At 52.3% G+C, this 17,781-nt stretch carries 14 protein-coding genes, 1 tRNA gene and 4 pseudogenes; 10 read left to right on the top strand and 9 right to left on the bottom strand.

Annotated features, from left to right (window positions below; genetic code table 11):
- The first annotated feature begins 1 nt into the window (after position 1).
- The 7 genes from frsA (at position 2) to AC4PCC_RS16250 (ending at position 6,010) form a co-directional block, all read left to right on the top strand.
- Complete coding sequence (frsA, locus tag AC4PCC_RS16280) at positions 2-1,252, top strand: esterase FrsA (protein WP_492125207.1); 1,251 nt, start codon at positions 2-4, stop codon at positions 1,250-1,252.
- A gap of 69 nt (positions 1,253-1,321) precedes the next feature.
- Complete coding sequence (crl, locus tag AC4PCC_RS16275; protein WP_492125206.1) at positions 1,322-1,723, top strand: sigma factor-binding protein Crl; 402 nt, start codon at positions 1,322-1,324, stop codon at positions 1,721-1,723.
- A gap of 374 nt (positions 1,724-2,097) precedes the next feature.
- Positions 2,098-3,201 (top strand): glutamate 5-kinase, encoded by a 1,104-nt coding sequence (gene proB, locus AC4PCC_RS16270; protein WP_067704940.1) that lies wholly within the window; start codon positions 2,098-2,100, stop codon positions 3,199-3,201.
- A gap of 10 nt (positions 3,202-3,211) precedes the next feature.
- Complete coding sequence (gene proA, locus AC4PCC_RS16265; RefSeq protein ID WP_492125205.1) at positions 3,212-4,465, top strand: glutamate-5-semialdehyde dehydrogenase; 1,254 nt, start codon at positions 3,212-3,214, stop codon at positions 4,463-4,465.
- A 49-nt stretch (positions 4,466-4,514) separates the two neighbouring features.
- Entirely contained in the window at positions 4,515-5,144 is a 630-nt protein-coding gene (locus tag AC4PCC_RS16260) for a LysE family translocator (protein ID WP_067704944.1), read from the top strand.
- A gap of 217 nt (positions 5,145-5,361) precedes the next feature.
- Positions 5,362-5,437: transfer RNA gene (locus AC4PCC_RS16255), tRNA-Thr, on the top strand.
- 192 nt (positions 5,438-5,629) lie between these two features.
- Positions 5,630-6,010: a hypothetical protein gene (locus AC4PCC_RS16250; protein ID WP_067704982.1), complete on the top strand. Its 381-nt coding sequence runs from the start codon at positions 5,630-5,632 to the stop codon at positions 6,008-6,010.
- Between the two features lie 165 nt (positions 6,011-6,175).
- Here AC4PCC_RS16250 and AC4PCC_RS16245 read toward each other — a convergent pair whose 3' ends face one another.
- From AC4PCC_RS16245 to AC4PCC_RS16210, 8 genes and pseudogenes are all read right to left on the bottom strand, one after another.
- Positions 6,176-6,565, bottom strand: coding sequence for a DUF6985 domain-containing protein (locus AC4PCC_RS16245; RefSeq protein WP_067704993.1), 390 nt, complete (start codon positions 6,563-6,565; stop codon positions 6,176-6,178).
- 11 nt (positions 6,566-6,576) lie between these two features.
- Positions 6,577-8,610 (bottom strand): annotated as a pseudogene (locus tag AC4PCC_RS16240) (RHS repeat-associated core domain-containing protein); the annotation flags it as partial.
- Positions 8,611-8,629: 19 nt separating this feature from the next.
- Positions 8,630-8,788: pseudogene (locus tag AC4PCC_RS16235) on the bottom strand (helix-turn-helix domain-containing protein); the annotation flags it as partial.
- Positions 8,766-9,218: a hypothetical protein gene (locus tag AC4PCC_RS16230; RefSeq protein WP_492125204.1), complete on the bottom strand. Its 453-nt coding sequence runs from the start codon at positions 9,216-9,218 to the stop codon at positions 8,766-8,768. The pseudogene AC4PCC_RS16235 and the gene AC4PCC_RS16230, both read right to left, overlap by 23 nt.
- Positions 9,215-9,364 carry a hypothetical protein gene (locus tag AC4PCC_RS16225; RefSeq protein WP_492125203.1) on the bottom strand — a complete coding sequence of 50 codons (150 nt, stop codon included), beginning with the start codon at positions 9,362-9,364 and terminating at the stop codon, positions 9,215-9,217. The genes AC4PCC_RS16230 and AC4PCC_RS16225 overlap by 4 nt, the downstream gene beginning before the upstream one ends.
- A 657-nt stretch (positions 9,365-10,021) precedes the next feature.
- Positions 10,022-10,399 (bottom strand): hypothetical protein, encoded by a 378-nt coding sequence (locus AC4PCC_RS16220; RefSeq protein WP_492125202.1) that lies wholly within the window; start codon positions 10,397-10,399, stop codon positions 10,022-10,024.
- Between the two features lie 10 nt (positions 10,400-10,409).
- Positions 10,410-14,646, bottom strand: a pseudogene (locus AC4PCC_RS16215) (RHS repeat-associated core domain-containing protein).
- An 18-nt stretch (positions 14,647-14,664) separates the two neighbouring features.
- Positions 14,665-15,102: a DcrB-related protein gene (locus tag AC4PCC_RS16210; RefSeq protein WP_492125201.1), complete on the bottom strand. Its 438-nt coding sequence runs from the start codon at positions 15,100-15,102 to the stop codon at positions 14,665-14,667.
- A 493-nt stretch (positions 15,103-15,595) separates the two neighbouring features.
- On the opposite strand from AC4PCC_RS16210, the pseudogene AC4PCC_RS16205 reads away from it, so the two are divergent.
- A pseudogene (locus AC4PCC_RS16205) lies at positions 15,596-15,913 on the top strand (transposase); the annotation flags it as partial.
- An 8-nt stretch (positions 15,914-15,921) separates the two neighbouring features.
- Here the strand turns inward: AC4PCC_RS16205 and AC4PCC_RS16200 are convergent.
- Positions 15,922-16,269 carry a hypothetical protein gene (locus AC4PCC_RS16200; protein ID WP_492125200.1) on the bottom strand — a complete coding sequence of 116 codons (348 nt, stop codon included), beginning with the start codon at positions 16,267-16,269 and terminating at the stop codon, positions 15,922-15,924.
- A gap of 500 nt (positions 16,270-16,769) precedes the next feature.
- Here AC4PCC_RS16200 and AC4PCC_RS16195 point away from each other — a divergent pair, with 500 nt between their 5' ends.
- Together AC4PCC_RS16195 and AC4PCC_RS16190 are read left to right on the top strand one after the other, a co-directional pair.
- The gene (locus AC4PCC_RS16195; RefSeq protein ID WP_492127546.1) at positions 16,770-17,015 is read left to right on the top strand and encodes a YmjA family protein; all 246 of its coding nucleotides are present in this window, start codon (positions 16,770-16,772) and stop codon (positions 17,013-17,015) included.
- A 178-nt stretch (positions 17,016-17,193) separates the two neighbouring features.
- Positions 17,194-17,619 (top strand): VOC family protein, encoded by a 426-nt coding sequence (locus AC4PCC_RS16190; protein WP_067705008.1) that lies wholly within the window; start codon positions 17,194-17,196, stop codon positions 17,617-17,619.
- Positions 17,620-17,781: the final 162 nt, after the last annotated feature.

The following is a 17,781-nucleotide window of genomic DNA, read 5'->3' as shown; positions in this document are numbered from 1 at the left end:
TATGTCACCGAAAAATCTGAGCGAAGAGCTGTTCAAACCGCGCTTCAAACACCCTGAAACCTCATCCTTAGTGCGTCGCCGACATCTGCATAAGCCGCTGCCGGTTCATTCGGCGCTGGAGGGGGAGAGTCACGCTGGCTGGTACCGGATGATTAACCGCGTATTCTGGACGTGGCGCGGCCTGCCGCCGCTTGAGATCGGCGAGGTGCTTGCCAGAATCGCCAACAGCCGCGCGGAGCACACCGATGAAAGCCTGCTGGATACGGTGATCGGCTATCGCGGCGGCAACTGGATTTACGAGTGGTCTTCCCTGGCGGCGCAGTGGCAGCAACGGGCCAGCGCGGCCACCCGCGATGAAGAGGCAGGGCGCTGCTGGCTGCATGCCGCCAATTTGCTCGGCGTGGCGGGCTACCCGCATTTGAAAGGTGATGAGCTGGCCGACCAGGCGCAGCTGATGGCTAACCGCGCCTACGAAGAGGCAACGAAACGCCTGTCGGGCGAGCTGAGAGCGCTGACGTTTGCTATCCCCGGCGGCAGCCCGATTGAGGGCTTTCTGCATATGCCCGCAGGCGTCAGTGCGCCTTATCCTACGGTGCTGCTGTGCGGCACGCTGGACGCGCTGCAAACCGACAGCTATCGCCTGTTTCATGACTACCTTGCCCCGCGCGGGATCGCCATGCTGACCATCGATATGCCTTCAGTGGGGTTTTCATCGAAGTGGACGCTCACCCAGGACACCAGCTTTCTGCACCAGCAGGTGCTGCGTCAGCTGGAAAATGTACCCTGGGTCGATCACACCCGCGTGGCGGCCTTCGGCTTCCGCTTTGGCGCTAACGTGGCGGTGCGGCTGGCCTATCTTGAGTCACAGCGTCTGCGTGCGGTCGCCTGCGTCGGCCCGGTGGTGCATCATCTCCTCAGCGATAGCGTGCTTCAGGACCAGGTGCCGGAGATGATGATGGACGTGCTCGCCAGCCGCCTGGGCATGATGAACGCGGCGGACTCAGCCCTGCGCGCCGAGCTGGGCCGATACTCCCTGAAAACCCAGGGGCTGCTGGGCAGACGCACCACCACGCCGCTGCTTTCCGCCTTCTGGCCGAACGACCTCTTCAGCCCGGAGGAGGAGTCGAAGCTGATTGTGCAATCCTCCAGCGACGGCAGGCTGCTGCCGGTATCGCTGACGCCGGCGATGCGTAACTTCGATAAGGCTTTACGTGATATTGTTGACTGGATAGCAAAGCGGTTGCTGCGATGATTTGCTATAGTTCAGCACTTTCCTGCTCCTGAGCGGGGTGATAACAGGCTCAATGATGGAGGTTTTACAATGACGTTACCAAGTGGGCATCCTAAGAGCCGCTTAATGAAGCGCTTTGGTTCTCTGGGACCCTATATCCGTGAAGCTAAGTGCGAAGGCGATCGCTTTTTCTTTGACTGCCTGGCCGTTTGCGTCAATGTGAAACCGGCACCGGAGCTGCGTGAGTTCTGGGGCTGGTGGATGGAGCTGAATGCTGAAAGCGACCACTTCACCTACGAATACTACTTTGGTCTGTTCGACAAAGAAGGAAACTGGAAGCCGTGCGCCATTAAGGGTAAGGAAAACAACGAGCGACTGGAAGAGACGCTGCGTAATTTCCACGTGCGTCTTAAAGCGCTGCTGGAAGAGCTGGAGCTGGGCCTGAAGCCCGCCGAAGACTTTGCGGATGAACCGGTTAAGCTGACCGCCTGACGAGGAAACAGGGCTGGACATTGCCAGCCCTTCGATGTCTTTACCTTTGGTCTGTACCCCGGTCACCAAATCGTTAATCTGCGTCTGGCCCTTAAAGCCCATGCGCACGTAGGATTTGTCACCGCTGTATTTTTTCTATCAATCCCGAATGCCTGAATATTATTTTGGCTTCCAGAGCGCTCTGAACGCAGAGACGTTCTACAGGATGAAGATGATATTTTTACTACATATTTACACATTTGGAATTAAACTGAATTACTTAACGGGTTTGAAATAAGGCTGTTTTTTGCCTTTTTCCCGCTCCCCTGTTGGCTTCCAGCACCACACCTGATAAAACGTCTTCTTGCAGACCTCTCACGTAACGGCAGGAAATAATGAGCAGCAGCCAGACCCTGGTAGTGAAACTGGGGACCAGCGTATTAACCGGCGGATCGCGTCGGCTGAACCGGGCACATATCGTCGAACTGGTGCGTCAGTGTGCGCAGCAGCACGCGGCGGGCCACCGCATTGTGATTGTGACCTCCGGGGCGATGGCCGCCGGACGTGAGCATCTTGGCTACCCGGAACTGCCGCCGACCATCGCCTCAAAGCAGCTGCTGGCTGCGGTCGGGCAGAGCAGGTTGATTCAGCTGTGGGAGCAGCTGTTCTCTATTTACGGCATCCACATTGGGCAGATGCTGCTGACCCGCGCCGACCTTGAAGATCGCGAACGCTTTCTGAATGCGCGGGATACGCTGCGGGCGCTGCTGGATAACCACATCGTGCCGGTGATCAATGAAAACGACGCGGTTGCCACGGCGGAAATCAAAGTGGGCGATAACGATAACCTCTCAGCGCTGGCGGCGATTCTGGCCGGTGCGGATAAGCTGCTGCTGCTGACCGATCAGCAGGGGCTGTTTACCGCCGATCCGCGTAACAACCCGTCAGCGGAGCTGATCCGCGACGTGCACGGCGTTGACGATGCGCTGCGCGCGCTGGCGGGTGACAGCGTTTCTGGTCTGGGCACCGGCGGCATGACCACCAAGCTACAGGCAGCGGATATCGCCTGCCGGGCGGGCATTGATACGATTATCGCCGCCGGTAGCCGTGCAGGCGTCATTGGTGACGTCATCGCCAGCAACCCGGTCGGTACCCGCTTTCACGCGCTGGAAACGCCGCTTGAGAACCGCAAGCGCTGGATCTTCGGCGCGCCGCCAGCGGGCGAAATCACCGTCGATGACGGTGCGCTTTCGGCGATCCTCGAGCGGGGCAGCTCGCTGCTGCCAAAGGGCATTCGCGATATCGGCGGCAACTTCTCACGAGGCGAAGTGATCCGTATCCGCAGCCTCCAGGGGCGGGATGTGGCGCACGGCGTCAGCCGCTACAACAGCGATGCGATGCGCATGATTGCCGGGCATCACTCCCAGCGAATCAGCGAAATTTTAGGTTATGAATATGGTCCGGTTGCCGTTCACCGCGATGATATGATCGTCAGCTAAGGAGCAGGGCATGCTGGAAGAAATGGGTAAAGCCGCGAAAGCGGCATCTTATGCGCTGTCGGTGCTCTCCACCGCAGAGAAAAACCGGGTCCTGATGACCATCGCCGACCGCCTGGAAGCGCAGAGCGCTGAAATCCTCACCGCAAATGAGCGCGATCTGGCCGACGCGCGCCAGAACGGCCTGAGCGAAGCGCTGCTGGATCGCCTGATGCTCAACCCGGCACGGCTGAAAGCCATCGCCGACGATGTGCGCCAGGTCTGCCGCCTGGCCGATCCGGTCGGCGTGGTGCTGGACGGCGGCCTGCTGGACAGCGGCCTGCGCATTGAGCGTCGCCGCGTGCCGCTGGGCGTGGTGGCGGTTATTTATGAAGCGCGCCCCAACGTCACCATCGACGTCGCCGCGCTCTGCCTGAAGACCGGCAACGCCTCTATCCTGCGCGGTGGGAAGGAAACCTGGCGCACTAACGGCGCAACGGTTCGCGTTATTCAGGACGCGCTGCGTCAGCATGGTTTACCGGCCGGGGCCGTCCAGGCGATTGAAAGCCCCGATCGCGAATGGGTTAATCAGCTGCTGAAGCTGGATCGCTATGTGGATATGCTGATCCCTCGCGGCGGCGCGAATTTACATAAGCTGTGCCGCGAACAGTCGACCATCCCGGTGATCACCGGCGGCATTGGCGTCTGCCACATCTTTGTCGACAGCGATATCGAGCAGCAGGCGGCGCTGAAGGTGATTATCAACGCCAAAAAACAGCGCCCCAGCGCCTGTAATTCACTGGAGACGCTGCTGGTTCATGCGGACGTGGCAGAAAGCTTCCTGCCCGTGTTGAGCCACAGCATGGCGGAGGCGGGCATCAGGCTTCATGCCGACCCGCGCTCGCTGACGCTGCTGCAAAACGGCCCGGCCGACGTTACCCCGGTCACCGACGCCCAGCTGCGCGACGAATGGCTGTCGCTGGATCTGAACGTGGTGCTGGTGGACTCTCTGGATCAGGGCATCGCGCACATTCGCGAATATGGCACCCAGCATTCGGATGCGATCCTCACCCGCAGCCTGCACAACTCAAACCGCTTTGTGAATGAGGTCGACTCCTCGGCGGTGTACGTTAACGCCAGCACCCGCTTCACCGACGGCGGCCAGTTTGGCCTGGGCGCAGAGGTGGCGGTCAGCACGCAGAAGCTGCATGCGCGCGGCCCGATGGGTCTGGAGGCGCTCACGACCTATAAATGGATAGGGTTTGGCAGCGATACCGTGCGCGGTTAACGCTTTAGCATCATAACCACCGACGCCAGGTGCGCAGGGAGAGTTAAGTATGGTGACGTTTTCACAGCTTTTTCCCTTCGCCGCCATCGCCCTTGGGCTGGTGCTGACGCCGGGGCCAAATATGATCTACCTGATTTCCCGCTCGCTGTGCCAGGGCCGCCGCGCAGGTTATATCTCGCTAAGCGGCGTGGCGCTGGGCTTTATATTTTATATGCTCTGTGCCGCAATGGGCATCACCGCGCTGATTATGGCGGTGCCGCTGGCGTACGACGCGCTGCGCATTGCCGGGGCGCTTTACCTGCTGTATATGGCCTGGCAGGCGGTATTCGGCGGCAGATCGCCCTTTCAGCTGCGCAACCTGCCGCCCGACAGCGATCCTAAGCTCTTCACCATGGGCCTGCTGACCAACCTGTTAAACCCCAAAACCGCCGTCATCTACCTCAGCCTGCTGCCGCAGTTTATCCGTCCCGAACAGGGGCAGGTGCTGATGCAGTCGCTTATACTCGGCTTCACCCAGATTGTGACCAGCATTATCGTCAACAGTATGATTATCTTCGCCGCCGGCACTATCGCCACCTTTCTCGCCCAGCGCCCCGGCTGGCAGAAGCTCCAGCGCTGGATAATGGGTACGGTGCTGGCAGGCCTGGCGGTCAGAATGGTTAGGGAGGGAAGGAAGTAGGGTAGTGAGTGGGGGAAGTAAGTTGGGAGCAGAGAAAGAGCAGCAGGTGAGTGGGGGAAGTAAGTTGGGGGTAGAGAAAGAGCAGCAGGCTAGGAAAGGAGGAGAATCACCCGAGGTTTGCCTTGCCGCCAGATGAAAAAAGCGGCGACTGATTCGCGCCCCCTTGACTCCCCGGGCATTTTTTCTTAACGTAACGCCCCGTAGTTCACCTCCCCAAGCCGATATAGCTCAGTTGGTAGAGCAGCGCATTCGTAATGCGAAGGTCCCAGGTTCGACTCCTGGTATCGGCACCAGTAAAATCAATCAGTTACGAAATCCTCTGTCATAAGGCTTCCCATTTTTTCTCTCGCATATTTACTGGCGTACTTATTTAGCACGGTACAGACCCCTTACCATAACCTCCCCTGAAAGCGTTAGCCTTTGACCATTGGCTAATTGTTGATGTTGCATATAGTGGTGTAACGACATAAAGACCGGGCAACATAATGACAAAAACAGAAAAAATGCTGGCGCTGAGAAAGCGGTTCAACCCTGATAGCAATGACGCCTTGCTGGATCTTAACGTAGATGAGCTTTGCCAGAAGTTCAGGTACAGCCAGCAAATATATTTAAATTTTGAGTCAACCATTGAACAGCATTTTGCAACGCTTAACCAAAATCAGGAAGAACAGATATTCTCAGGCCACCCGATACTCACCGCTTCGTTAGGTGAGAACAAGCCTGCAATCGGAGAGCATAATCTGGAAAGCGATTACCACATTAAACATTTTCAGGTTAGCAGGCTCTTTCACCTCCGGGACATCATACAGTGCAGCAAAATCGTGCCTTTCACTGACCGTGAAACTCCTGAACCCGACTATTTCTAAAGCCCTATTTTTTCGTGAATAGAAATTTAATAGAATAAGAAATAATCCTATAAGCAAGAAAGTAGATGAGTCCAGAACTGTAGCTTAATTAGTTAACTATCTAACTTTAAAGGTACAGTCCAGGTTATCGGTATAATTATCTGATTTTATTTTGAATAATGTTATCTACATAAATGCGGTTTCGCTGCTACCGATTTTCTCTATGTTTTCTCCTTTCAATTTCACGCCAATTCCATGTTCTCTATCAATTGTTGTGGAAAACATAAAACCATATTCATTTTCTTTATCTGGGAATACGTACAGTTTTATAATTTTAAGGTCTGGTAATTCTTGATTGTAAGTTTTAATGCAATATTCACTGACCCCTTTTTGGATCTTTTGTAAAAATTCATTTTGGTGAGAAATTAAGTAAGAAATATCATCTTTCATCTTTTGATCTGGTGATTCAGACTCAAGATTAACACACTGTATTTCATCCGAACCGAATGCTTTTAAGATCAAATCGACAGCAATGCCTTCATCATCTTCATAAAATTTCAAGTCTTCTGAGTACATAATGCTCCTCACTATTTACAATTCAATGATTTTGCAATTTTTTTGGCTTCAAGTGATTCATATTTTACAACATGATACTGTTCGTATTGGCTTACTGAACCGGAGTGAGGGAACGTGGCTTCGTGAGCGCTTGTCTCTACAAGTTGCATGGTAGAAGTATTCGTTAGGGGATCATAATCATTTAAATGGTGCCAGGTATAGCCATCTGGATGTGATTTACCTGTAACATTCCCAACTGAGTTTGTGTAATTTGCCAATTCATTTGCTGCTTTAAAATCGCCATAACGACTACCTGTCATTGGTATTTTTACAATATTCTCACCATGCGGATAAAGTGCATCACTTCCTGAGAAATCCACCCCGGGATATCTTGATAGCCCCCACGGATCAATCCACCCCAGCGGATTCGGAGCATACTGATAAAGGTTCCAGCCACCCGCCAGCCCAATCGGATCCTGTACCGTAAAGCGTCCAATCTGCGGATCGTAATACCGGAACAGATTATAGTGCAGTCCGGTCTCGCTGTCAGCGTACTGCCCGGCATAGCGGAGTGGCTGATGGTGCAGGGCAGTTTGCTGCGCGATTTTGTGAAAACCTTCCGTCTGCCGGGTGACGTCACCGAAGCTACCGTAGTGCCCACTCCAGCGCAGTTCGCCGCTTTCATCGATAATTTCCAGCGGTGCACCGTTAAGGTCGGTACTGAACCAGAGAATATCTCCATGACTGTCGTCGCGTAAATGATCAACCCGCGCCAGCGGGCTGTATGCTTCATTCGGGTCGTAAATACAGGTCTGGCACTGCCCATTCTGCTGCTGCTCCTGTAACAGACGGAAGCCCTGCCACAGGAAACGGGTTTCAGTAGTGCCACGCTGGGTGGTGACGGTTTTACGGGTACGACGACCCAGGGCATCATACTGGTAGTGCGCCGTGAAGCCACCTTCCGGTCCGCTGCCTTCTGCCTGTATCAGCCGGTTTTCCGCGTCGTATTCGTAATGCTGTTCATACAGGCCGCTGCGGCGACTGACCAGGTTTCCCCACCCGTCGTATTTCATAAACAGATTTTGCCAGTGCGTCAGGCGGTTATCCGTCAGCGGCAGGGCAGACAGGTCATTATCCGGCAGGAGGTTATCCGCGGCGTCGTAACGGAACGTCCTGGTGCTGTGGTCCGGGCGGGCTTCGTAGTGCCTGAGAAGACGACCTTCCTCATCATAGCCATAAATCGTGCTGCCACGCAGTGTGTCGCTGACGTCAGAGAGTTCTCCCCGCCCGGTGTAGTTAAAGGCGCGTTCGAAGATTGCCTGTTCCGGCAGGTTGGGTGCTAAGCCGCCGATACTGCGTTGCAGGGTACGTCTGCCCATACTGTCATACTGGCGGGTCTGTTCACGGGTTCCCTGAGTGCGGGACACTTCCCGGTGCAGGCGGTCGCGGGTAAATTCAGAGATGATTTGCTGATTAAAGCGGAGGGCACTGACGTGACCGGAGCCGTAGTGCAGCCAGCTTATCTGCTGCCCGCCGGGCAGGGTCAGCGCGGTGAGGTTGTCCAGGGTGTCATAGTCGTAATGCAGTTCACCGTTCACCCCCTGTTCAGTGAGCAGTTTTCCTGCTGCATCAAAGGTAAACTGAATATCATCTGCTTCAATTCCCAGCGCCACGCCTGCTGCGGTCGGCGTGCGCGTCAGGCAGGTGAGCTGCCCGCTGTTGTTACGCTGGTAATGGTACCGGGCATCGCGGGTTGTCCGGGAGGTCAGCAGGCCGCTGCTGTCATAGCTGAACTGCTGAACACGCCGGGGAATGCCGCCATCGTTGTCCGGTCTGCCGCTTTCCAGCAGGGTGGTGAGCAGTCCCCGTTCGTTCCATTCCATCTGCCGGGTTGTGTTATCCGGGCGAATCTCATTTAAAGGACGTCCTGAGGGGTCATAAGTAAACCGGTACTCACCGCCGTTGCCGTTTTGCAGACGCAGCAAATTGCCTCTCGGGTCATAGTGCCAGCGTCGGCTGACGCCGTTGCTGCCGGTCTGACTGAGCGGCTGGCCCAGGCGGTTATACTGTAAGTATCCCACCTTAATCGGCCAATTCGCGGTAATGATAAAATGTATCACGTGAAACGCCCATGATTTTACAGGTTTTCGATACATTGCTGGATTCTTCAGCCAGATTAAGCAAACCAGCTTTATATTGACTGAAATCGCCGCTGTGGGGATTATTTATAAATAAAAAATTCACAGGTTATTTCATTGAAATCATAATCTATTTGAATGTAAAATGAAAAGTCTTCTGCTATTAGTCTTATTTCATCTGACTCCATTTTTTCAAAATCATAATGAGAGTTAATATATATTATACCATCAACTTTGTAAGCTCCAAGAAATTTCCATTCTTCATCTAATAGCATGTAACATTTTTTTGTGGTTGTTTTTTCTCCCGCTGAATTAATTAGAGTGTACATATTTTTCAGTTCTATTTTTTTTCTTGATATTTCTTCTTTTTCATTTAGTTTTTTTATTATTAAGTCAGTATCTTCAAGACTCATGAAGTTTGAGGTGTTTACGGGGTTAAGTGTTAAAGACTCAATTTTTTTATAATACTTATCCTTGAGTAAATTGCCTTGTGCTTTTCTATATAAAAAATCTTTTTTTTGTTTTAGTTCATTCATTTACATGTACCTTTTGCATAATAAGCTTTACCCTTTCCGTTACGGAGTTGTGGGCGACCATATTTATTAATTCGCGGGTTGCCAGCATCATCAGTTTTTACTGCTCCCGCTTCCCAGTGCGGTTTATCAGGGTGGCTGATGTCCATCGTTTGCTCCTGGACTGATGTCATTCCTGTGCCTCCCCCGGTTTTTGAGCTTCATAGGAATAATCTCGGCCAGAGTTATTTATTGACTGACTAAGGGGCTGCTGGCTGGTTGGAATACCACTCTGCCTCATTGCTTCTCTTCGCGCAGCTCTTGAATCTGGACTTTATATTCAACGGTGACCGCCTGTCATTTGTTAAATTCTGTATTTTAACAGAATCGAAGCATACCAAGATGATAAGTAGGAGAAGAAAACGGAGTTAAAAATATTAAAACATAAAAAATGTAACATTTTATAATTATTATTTTTGAGAAAATGCTACATTGAGATCGTTGACAAAATATCAGCGTTCGTTAGATCTTGGTGTAACCGACCACCAAGGAGGCTTTCAGTGCTCTAATTGTAATAATCGCTGGTAGTTCGATGTTAGTTGACGATTTACCATTTGCTGAGTATGAACTGGCGCAATTCCCTAACGCACCAGTTTCGGATAAAAAATCAATTATCGTTGTTTCATTCTGATGATGATGCTATGTATTTCATCATAGTTAACTCAACCCAAAGGGGCTTTCACACTTGCATTTCCTAAATCTCTACCCATTGACTTACTGTGGTCAAATTTAAGGCCTAGAATGTCAATATGATATTTTTAAAATATTCATTTTATAATTAATCTAGTGCTGCTATTTTTGAATATATCACGTAAATATTGTGACACTTTGAATTTGTCAATGGGATGTTTAAATATAGCATGGAAATTCCTGGCGCCTGCTTCACTAGACGCTTTATCATTAACTGTAATTACCAGTTCTACATCGTTTAGTTCAACATATTCTATTGCTGAGGGGATTTCATATTTAGTAGATTCATTCTGAAACCCAATACATTCATCAACAGATAAACTATCTTCGTCAAATCTGCCGATGATTAAGAAATTTTTAGGGTCGCTTTTGTCATCACCGACAGCCAGTGTAAGCACATCGTCTTCATCAATGCAGTTAACACAAACAGCTTCGATTTTTTTAGTAGAATTCATTGATTATTCCTTAACCAGAACAACTTCTGGCTCTTGTTGATTTTTTACCAGCAGCAGACCAGACATTTCTTTCACCGTTTTCGTCAGGCCATGTATAAACGACATCTGAACCAGTATTCAATTTAAATGTGTTCATTTTTCCCCGGCATGAAGTACAGGGAGGGTATTGGCCATCAATAACCAATTTATCTCCCGGCAAAGCAATCTGATCTAACTCGCGTGTTATCCGCGCTTCTGTATGAGTCGCTAGTGAACTTTGTGGGAAGCCAAGAGCCTTTTCTTCTGGTGTCATATTGCCACTTTGCCATATGCCCTGGGCTTTTACATTGCCATCAGAATCAAATAACGTGGCATTGGCGGTATGTGTACCTTTACCTGAACCAAATGATAGCCCCCACGGATCAATCCACCCCAGCGGATTCGGAGCATACTGATAAAGGTTCCAGCCACCCGCCAGCCCAATCGGATCCTGTACCGTAAAGCGTCCAATCTGCGGATCGTAATACCGGAACAGATTATAGTGCAGTCCGGTCTCGCTGTCAGCGTACTGCCCGGCATAGCGCAGCGGCTGATGGTGCAGGGCAGTTTGCCGTGCAAGTCGGTGAAAACCTTCCGTCTGTCGGGTAACCTCACCAAAGCTCCCGTAATGTCCGCTCCACCGGAGCTGGCCCTGCTCATCAGTGATATCCAGCGGTGCACCGTTAAGGTCGGTACTGAACCAGTAAATTTCACCCCGGTTGTCGTCCCGCAGGTGGTCGATACGCGCCAGCGGGCTGTATGCTTCATTCGGGTCGTAAATACAGGTCTGGCACTGCCCATTCTGCTGCTGCTCCTGTAACAGTCGGAAGCCCTGCCACAGGAAGCGGGTCTCAGTGATGCCACGCTGCGTGGTGACGGTTTTACGGATGCGACGGCCCAGGGCATCATAATGGTAGTGCGCGGTAAAACGGCCTTCCGGTCCGCTGCCTTCTGCCTGTATCAGCCGGTTTTCCGCATCATATTCATAATGTTGCTCATGCAGGCCGCTGCGGCGACTGACCAGGTTTCCCCACCCGTCGTATTTCATAAACAGATTTTGCCAGTGCGTCAGGCGGTTATCCGTCAGTGGCAGGGCAGACAGGTCATTATCCGGCAGGAGGTTATCCGCGGCGTCGTAACGGAACGTCCTGGTGCTGTGGTCCGGGCGGGCTTCGTAGTGCCTGAGAAGACGACCTTCCTCATCATAGCCATAAATCGTGCTGCCACGCAGCGTGTCACTGACGTCAGACAGTTCTCCCCGCCCGGTGTAGTTAAAGGCGCGTTCGAAGATTGCCTGTTCCGGCAGGTTGGGTGCTAAGCCGCCGATACTGCGTTGCAGGGTACGTCTGCCCATACTGTCATACTGGCGGGTCTGTTCACGGGTTCCCTGAGTGCGGGACACCTCCCGGTGCAGGCGGTCGCGGGTAAATTCGCTGACCGTCTGCTGATTAAAGCGGATGGCACTGACGTGACCGGAGCCGTAGTGCAGCCAGCTTATCTGCTGCCCGCCGGGCAGGGTCAGCGCGGTGAGGTTGTCCAGGGTGTCATAGTCGTAATGCAGTTCACCGTTCACCCCCTGTTCAGTGAGCAGTTTTCCTGCTGCATCAAAGGTAAACTGAATATCATCTGCTTCAATTCCTTTTTCCACGCCTTCAGCGGTCGGCGTGCGCGTCAGGCCGGTAAGCTTCCCGATGTTGTTACGCCGGTAATGGTACTGAGCATCGCGGGTTGTCCGGTTGGTCAGCAGGCCGCTGCTGTCATAGCTGAACTGCTGAACACGCCGGGGAATGCCGCCATCGTTGTCCGGTCTGCCGCTTTCCATAAGAGTGGTAAGCAGTCCCCGTTCGTTCCATTCCATCTGCCGGGATGTGTTATCCGGGCGAAACTCATTTATAGGACGTCCTGAGGGGTCATACGTAAACCGGTACTCACCGCCGTTGTCGTTTTCCAGACGCAGCAGATTGCCTCGCGCATCATAGTGCCAGCGACGCATGATACCGTTGCGGCCGGTCTGACTGAGCGGCTGGCCCAGGCGGTTATACGTCCAGGACACTTCGCTTTCCAGCGGGTCACGCCAGGCGTTGAGCTGTCCGTGTTCGTTCCACAGTAGCGTTTCCCTGCTGCCGTCGGCACGGATAATCGCAGTAAGCTGACCGGCGTCGTTCCATTCGCGGCGTGTGATGTTACCTTCCGCATCCTCACTGCTCAGGAGCTGGCCGAAGCGGTCATACGTAAAACGGGTCATGCTGCCGGAGCAGTCGGTGCGTTGCGTCAGCAGTCCCTGGCGGTTCCACACCAGCAGCACGTCACCGCCACTGGCATCGGTGATGCGTTCCGGCAGCGTTTCTTCGTCGTCAGGATAGTGGTAAGTGCTGGAGTGATTCAGTGCGTCGGTTTCCGACAGCAGGCGACCGTTTAAATCATATGTCGCCTGTGTGGCTGTTAAATCCGGGAAAACCGTGCGGGCGATGCGGTCAGTGTTGCGAAACCAGTAATACTCTGTGGTGCGGCCTGCCGGGTCAGTCTCTGACGTCAGGCGACCGTAGCGGTCCCACTGGCTGCGCCGCATGGCTCCGTCAGTAAGGATGACATCGCACAACTCACCGTCGCGGTAAACGAAGCTGGTCTGGCGACCGTCATAATCTGTGAAACGGGCGACGTTATTATCGTCGTCAACCAGCCAGTGTGCCTGTGCGCCATCCTCGCGGGTAGCGCGGCGGGTGCCGTTTATAAAATCGTATTCAAAATCAAGCTGCTCACCCGCGCTGTTGCGGTATGCCACCACGCGCGGCAGACCATCAATGTTCTGCCACAGATATTCATTCACAAGCCCGTTGCTGTCCTCATGGCTGCGCAGTAAATCCGTGCCATGCCCGTCGTCATACCAGCTGAAACGCCGGCGTACCTGACCGCCGCGTCCGGTGACGCTAATCACCCTGGCCTTATCATCGAAGCCGTAGCTGACCAGGCAGATTTCATTATCCAGCCAGGCCCCGGTCAGGCGAACCTGCCCGCTGACGGTTTTGTAGCGGCAGACTACACTTTGCCCCGCGCTGTCGGTGAGTGAATGCAGGGTATGGGTCGTCGTTCCATGCAAACAGGATATCGTTACCACAGGATTCAGTGAGGCGTAGCGGCAGGGAAGGGGAATTGTCCCGCAGGGATGAGTAATGCCAGCGCTCGCCGCTGATATCATACACTGACCATGTATCGTCCTGATGATGTTCCAGCCAGCGCTTCTCCGGTTCACAGAAGGTACGCTCTCCTTTCGGCACGGGAGGAAATGACACGTAATCGCCGGACGGTGCACGCCATACCAGCCCGTCCTGATACCGTTCAAGGCGGGTTTCCCAGAAAAGTGACCAGCCACGGCCCAGCACGCTGTCGCCGGGATTGCCACTGCGCCAGTAACGCTGCCAGACCACCGGCAGACGGGAAGGCAATACGAAATCCAGCTCGTCATCACCTGACAGAAACTTCTGCCCACTGACGATATCCACCGGACGCGCGATGATGCCCACGGCAGCGACACCGGTCATCAGCATGCTGGCGCGGCAGGCGATACGGGCCAGCTTGTTGATACCCGGAATTTTACTGAACAGTCTGCCCAGTGCACCGACTTTGCCAGCCGCTCCACCTGCTCCGCCGAGCAGTCCTGCAAATAACAACGTCAGGTCAGAGGCTTTATACAGTTTTTCAGGGACTTCAGATTGTATGGGCAGGGTCGGCTGCGGCTCACCGCCAATGCGCACGTTCCCTGAACCCGTCATCACTTTGCCGCCACAGGTGGTCTGGTCACCGATGCGGCCAGCAGGCAGGCCGTTAATAAATACGCGTGAGGAGCCTTCGGCCATCTGCTGTGAGCCACCGTCCTTAGCGCATTCCACCATGCTGTTGGTCGCAATGGCGGCAGGTCTGCCGTTAATGAACACGTTATGAGAGCCGGTGGCGATAACGCCTTCCTTCTGCATGCTGGCCGCGCCCGCATCCGCGATACCGTCCCGTGCTGCCGTCGCCAGTTCACCTGTCAGGTATCCCACCGCCAGGCTGGCCCCGACCAGAAGGACGCCAATGCCGAGACAGGACGCACCGAGACCGGCAATCATCATTGCCCCGGCGGCAATGCCACCGGCAGCCGCAATCAGTCCACCGACAATCGTTCCGGCAATCATCCCTGCCAGCGCGTGAGAATGGCCGATATCATCGCCCACGCGTGCCGCTTCAAACATAACAACGTTCCTTAATTGTCAGGTGTTAAACCGAAAACTGCCGAGGAGTGCCTGAAAGCACTGGCTGTCCATGTCCCTGATTTTTTCCACACGGGACATAGTGAACACCAGAATATGCTTCTCCGCTGTATTAAAGACGGCCTGCTGCTGAAAGACCTTCTGGTTATCACGAAAGTAGCTGGCATGCACACATTCACCGTGTGCAATATTTTCCCCCAGCACGGCTGCTTCGCGCAGAGACAGTTTCCATCCTTTAAGATGTTTATCCATGAGCGCTGTCTGGCGGTCAATATAGTCTTGCAGCACCTCTCCATTACTGAGGGTATCTCGTGAGATGTTAAATGCGGGGGCGTTCTCGCCGGGTAGAGTAAAAACATTAACCGTGCGGTCCTGATACTGGTCAGGAAGCGTTATCCGGCCTTCTGTGAACAGACAGGTAGCATGGCTTTCGGACATTGAGCAGATTCCCTGTGCCTGAGAAAACGTAAGTTTGCCACAGGGTATGCCCGCTGGCTATATGCGCAACCGGGTTTTCACTAACCCAAAGCGGGACATAAAAAGACTGACTTCCAGAGAGCAGTGGGTCAGCAAGCATCCTTTTCCCGTCTCACAAATCTATTAATTGATTAAAATCTCTTTGAGTTATTGATCTGTAAAATCGAAGAATGTAGTTAAATTGATAGTTATGGCGACTGATAATCTCATGTCGATTGGTAATTAATTGTCTAAATCGATCGATAAATTAATATCGATATTTTATGACTGCTAACTGTTGTGAATTTTATCGATAAAACCGCTCTGACAGGCTCTTTCTTCAGATCAATTAATTAGATGATATTTGGTGGGGGGTTATGTCAGCATGTCCGTTTGGTGATACAGGAATCCAGGAGCATCTGTCAGTTTGTAAAGGTTGTGGAGCTGAAAGAGTAAAAGGCCACGTCGCCAGCAGACGATGAAGGAGCTGGCAAAAGACATCTGGAACCGACCGTGGAGTACTGAACGGCGAACGGACTGGCAGCAATGGATAGCGCTGGCGAGAAGTTGCGATGTACCGGTAATGAGAAACATGGCCGGTACAATCAGCAAAAGGTTATACGGGATACTGAATGCCATGCGGCATAACGTCTCAAATGGCAATGCTGAAGCCCTGAACAGCTAAATAAGGTTGCTGAGAATAAAAGCCAGAGGTTACCGGAACAGGGAGCGCTTTAAGCTGGGAGTAATGTTCCATTACGGTAAGCTGAATATGAGCTTCTGCGCGTTTTGATTAACCGCTTATTTCTTAATTGGAATATCTTCGTTGATTGAGATTGCCTGTTCTCTTGGATTATCGTAGTTGGTTGAGATCGCATGTTCTACAGAAAATGCAGATCTTTCGGATTGCTTACTTGCTGGAATAGCATCCGAATCGGACGGGGTTGTACTTACTTGATCTTTTAATCGCTGCAAACGCCATTGCTCAAACTCTTCAAATAGAACGAAATCAGTATCATTGTCATCTACAGTGCTGATGGGGGCGGTTAACGGTTTATGGGTATCAGATACATCATGAGAGGCACTCTGTTTCCTGGACGGGACATCATCAAAGTGAACTTTTTTATTCGATTCTCCTACTGAAGCCATGAGTTCTTTGAAGTGAGTATATTATTCAGCACTCATTCTTAATTTGGGATGCAAAGACGAACATCGCGGCTTGATGTCTGAGGCTTTAACGTTCGTACTGGTTGTAACATATCCGCCAGATGAATGGATATTTTGAGTTGAATTCTTTGAGGTGGATGAGGTATCGACAAAGGAATCGATACTTAAGGTTGAATTACATAAGCATGAATTGATATTAAAAGGCATACGCCCTCCTGATAAGACTGACTGTAAATGAAGGGGGAATAATATCAAGAAACAGAGTTTATCTTATAAGTGTTTAACCCCTATAAAGACAATATGAGCGAATTTTTCACACCATAATCGGAGAAGACCCATTTATATACAGTTTTTTGTTGGCCCGGTCGGGAGAACAGTGGGATCAATGCCCAGGATGACACGAAAACCCCTTAAAATGCTATTATCCACACCAGCCGACTGAGGCAGTAACTGACACCCACCTTAACTCCCGGGGATGAATGATGAGCAATGACGTACCGCTAAAATTTTATGACATCGTAGATGAGTATTCGACGGAATCTGCAAAGCCGGTAAGCGACCTGGAGCGTGACCCTCTGGCGCGTTATTTCCAGCTGCTAGTCACCCGCTTAATGAATAACGAAGAGATCAGCGAGAGTACACAAACTGAGCTGGCCAGGGAGGCGGGCATCGACGCGCTTCGTATTGATGACATTGCGACGTTTCTGAATCAGTGGGGCAATGAGTAGCTCTTTTAAGACAGCCGATTTTTCAATCCTTTACCCCGCACCCTCAACGCTTTAGATAATACCCCCCACAGCAATGTCGCCCGCCGTGCTCTCCGTTACCCCCGGGCGCACTGGCGGATAAATGCGCTGCGCGCGATATCATATTCTTGCAGGACATAAACGCCGCAGGATAAAGATGATGACAGCGACTGATATTGGTTTGACCCACGTTGCCTTTGAAGTGAAAGATATCGCGAAAAGTATCGATTTTTATCAGCGCTATGCCGCGATGAAGGTCGTTCATCAGCGTGAGCCGGGCGTACCGGAGGCTGAGAAGGTGGCATGGCTCAGCGATCTTACCCGGCGCTTTGCCATTGTGCTGGTGCAGACGCAGGCGGGAAGGGATACGCCTCTTGGTCCGTTTGGGCACCTGGGCGTGGCCTGCGCAACCATTGATGAAATTGATATAAAAGTGAGCATGGCCGAACGGGAAGGCGTGCTGCGCAAGCCACCACAGCAATCCGGCCCGCCAGTGGGCTACTGGGCGCTGTTTGCTGACCCGGACGGTAATACGCTTGAACTCTCCTGTGGGCAGCAGATCGGCTTTACGATCGATGAAGTCTGATCCCGCCATAACGACCTACGCCAGCCCCGTTCCTTTTCAGGAGCGGGTGGGTAGAAATATCAATTAACAAACTTAATGAGTTATCACGGCCTCAGCGCTTGCGATTTTACCGGTAACATTCTAACTTTTCAGAATGTTCTTTAACCCTGTAAACGTTGAGGT

This window comes from Erwinia sp. L03-1 (assembly GCF_058686115.1).
The sequence above is the reverse complement of the archived record's forward strand: the minus strand, read 5'-3'. Positions and strand labels throughout refer to the sequence as shown.

Coding starts and splice junctions, on each gene's coding strand:
- AC4PCC_RS16250 (WP_067704982.1), top strand. CDS start 5,630: ATGACAAAAACAGAAAAAATGCTGGCGCTGAGAAAGCGGTTCAACCCT.
- proA (WP_492125205.1), top strand. CDS start 3,212: ATGCTGGAAGAAATGGGTAAAGCCGCGAAAGCGGCATCTTATGCGCTG.
- AC4PCC_RS16190 (WP_067705008.1), top strand. CDS start 17,194: ATGACAGCGACTGATATTGGTTTGACCCACGTTGCCTTTGAAGTGAAA.
- AC4PCC_RS16260 (WP_067704944.1), top strand. CDS start 4,515: ATGGTGACGTTTTCACAGCTTTTTCCCTTCGCCGCCATCGCCCTTGGG.
- frsA (WP_492125207.1), top strand. CDS start 2: ATGTCACCGAAAAATCTGAGCGAAGAGCTGTTCAAACCGCGCTTCAAA.
- AC4PCC_RS16195 (WP_492127546.1), top strand. CDS start 16,770: ATGAGCAATGACGTACCGCTAAAATTTTATGACATCGTAGATGAGTAT.
- AC4PCC_RS16220 (WP_492125202.1), bottom strand. CDS start 10,399: ATGAATTCTACTAAAAAAATCGAAGCTGTTTGTGTTAACTGCATTGAT.
- AC4PCC_RS16245 (WP_067704993.1), bottom strand. CDS start 6,565: ATGTACTCAGAAGACTTGAAATTTTATGAAGATGATGAAGGCATTGCT.
- proB (WP_067704940.1), top strand. CDS start 2,098: ATGAGCAGCAGCCAGACCCTGGTAGTGAAACTGGGGACCAGCGTATTA.
- AC4PCC_RS16200 (WP_492125200.1), bottom strand. CDS start 16,269: ATGGCTTCAGTAGGAGAATCGAATAAAAAAGTTCACTTTGATGATGTC.
- AC4PCC_RS16210 (WP_492125201.1), bottom strand. CDS start 15,102: ATGTCCGAAAGCCATGCTACCTGTCTGTTCACAGAAGGCCGGATAACG.
- crl (WP_492125206.1), top strand. CDS start 1,322: ATGACGTTACCAAGTGGGCATCCTAAGAGCCGCTTAATGAAGCGCTTT.
- AC4PCC_RS16225 (WP_492125203.1), bottom strand. CDS start 9,364: ATGGACATCAGCCACCCTGATAAACCGCACTGGGAAGCGGGAGCAGTA.
- AC4PCC_RS16230 (WP_492125204.1), bottom strand. CDS start 9,218: ATGAATGAACTAAAACAAAAAAAAGATTTTTTATATAGAAAAGCACAA.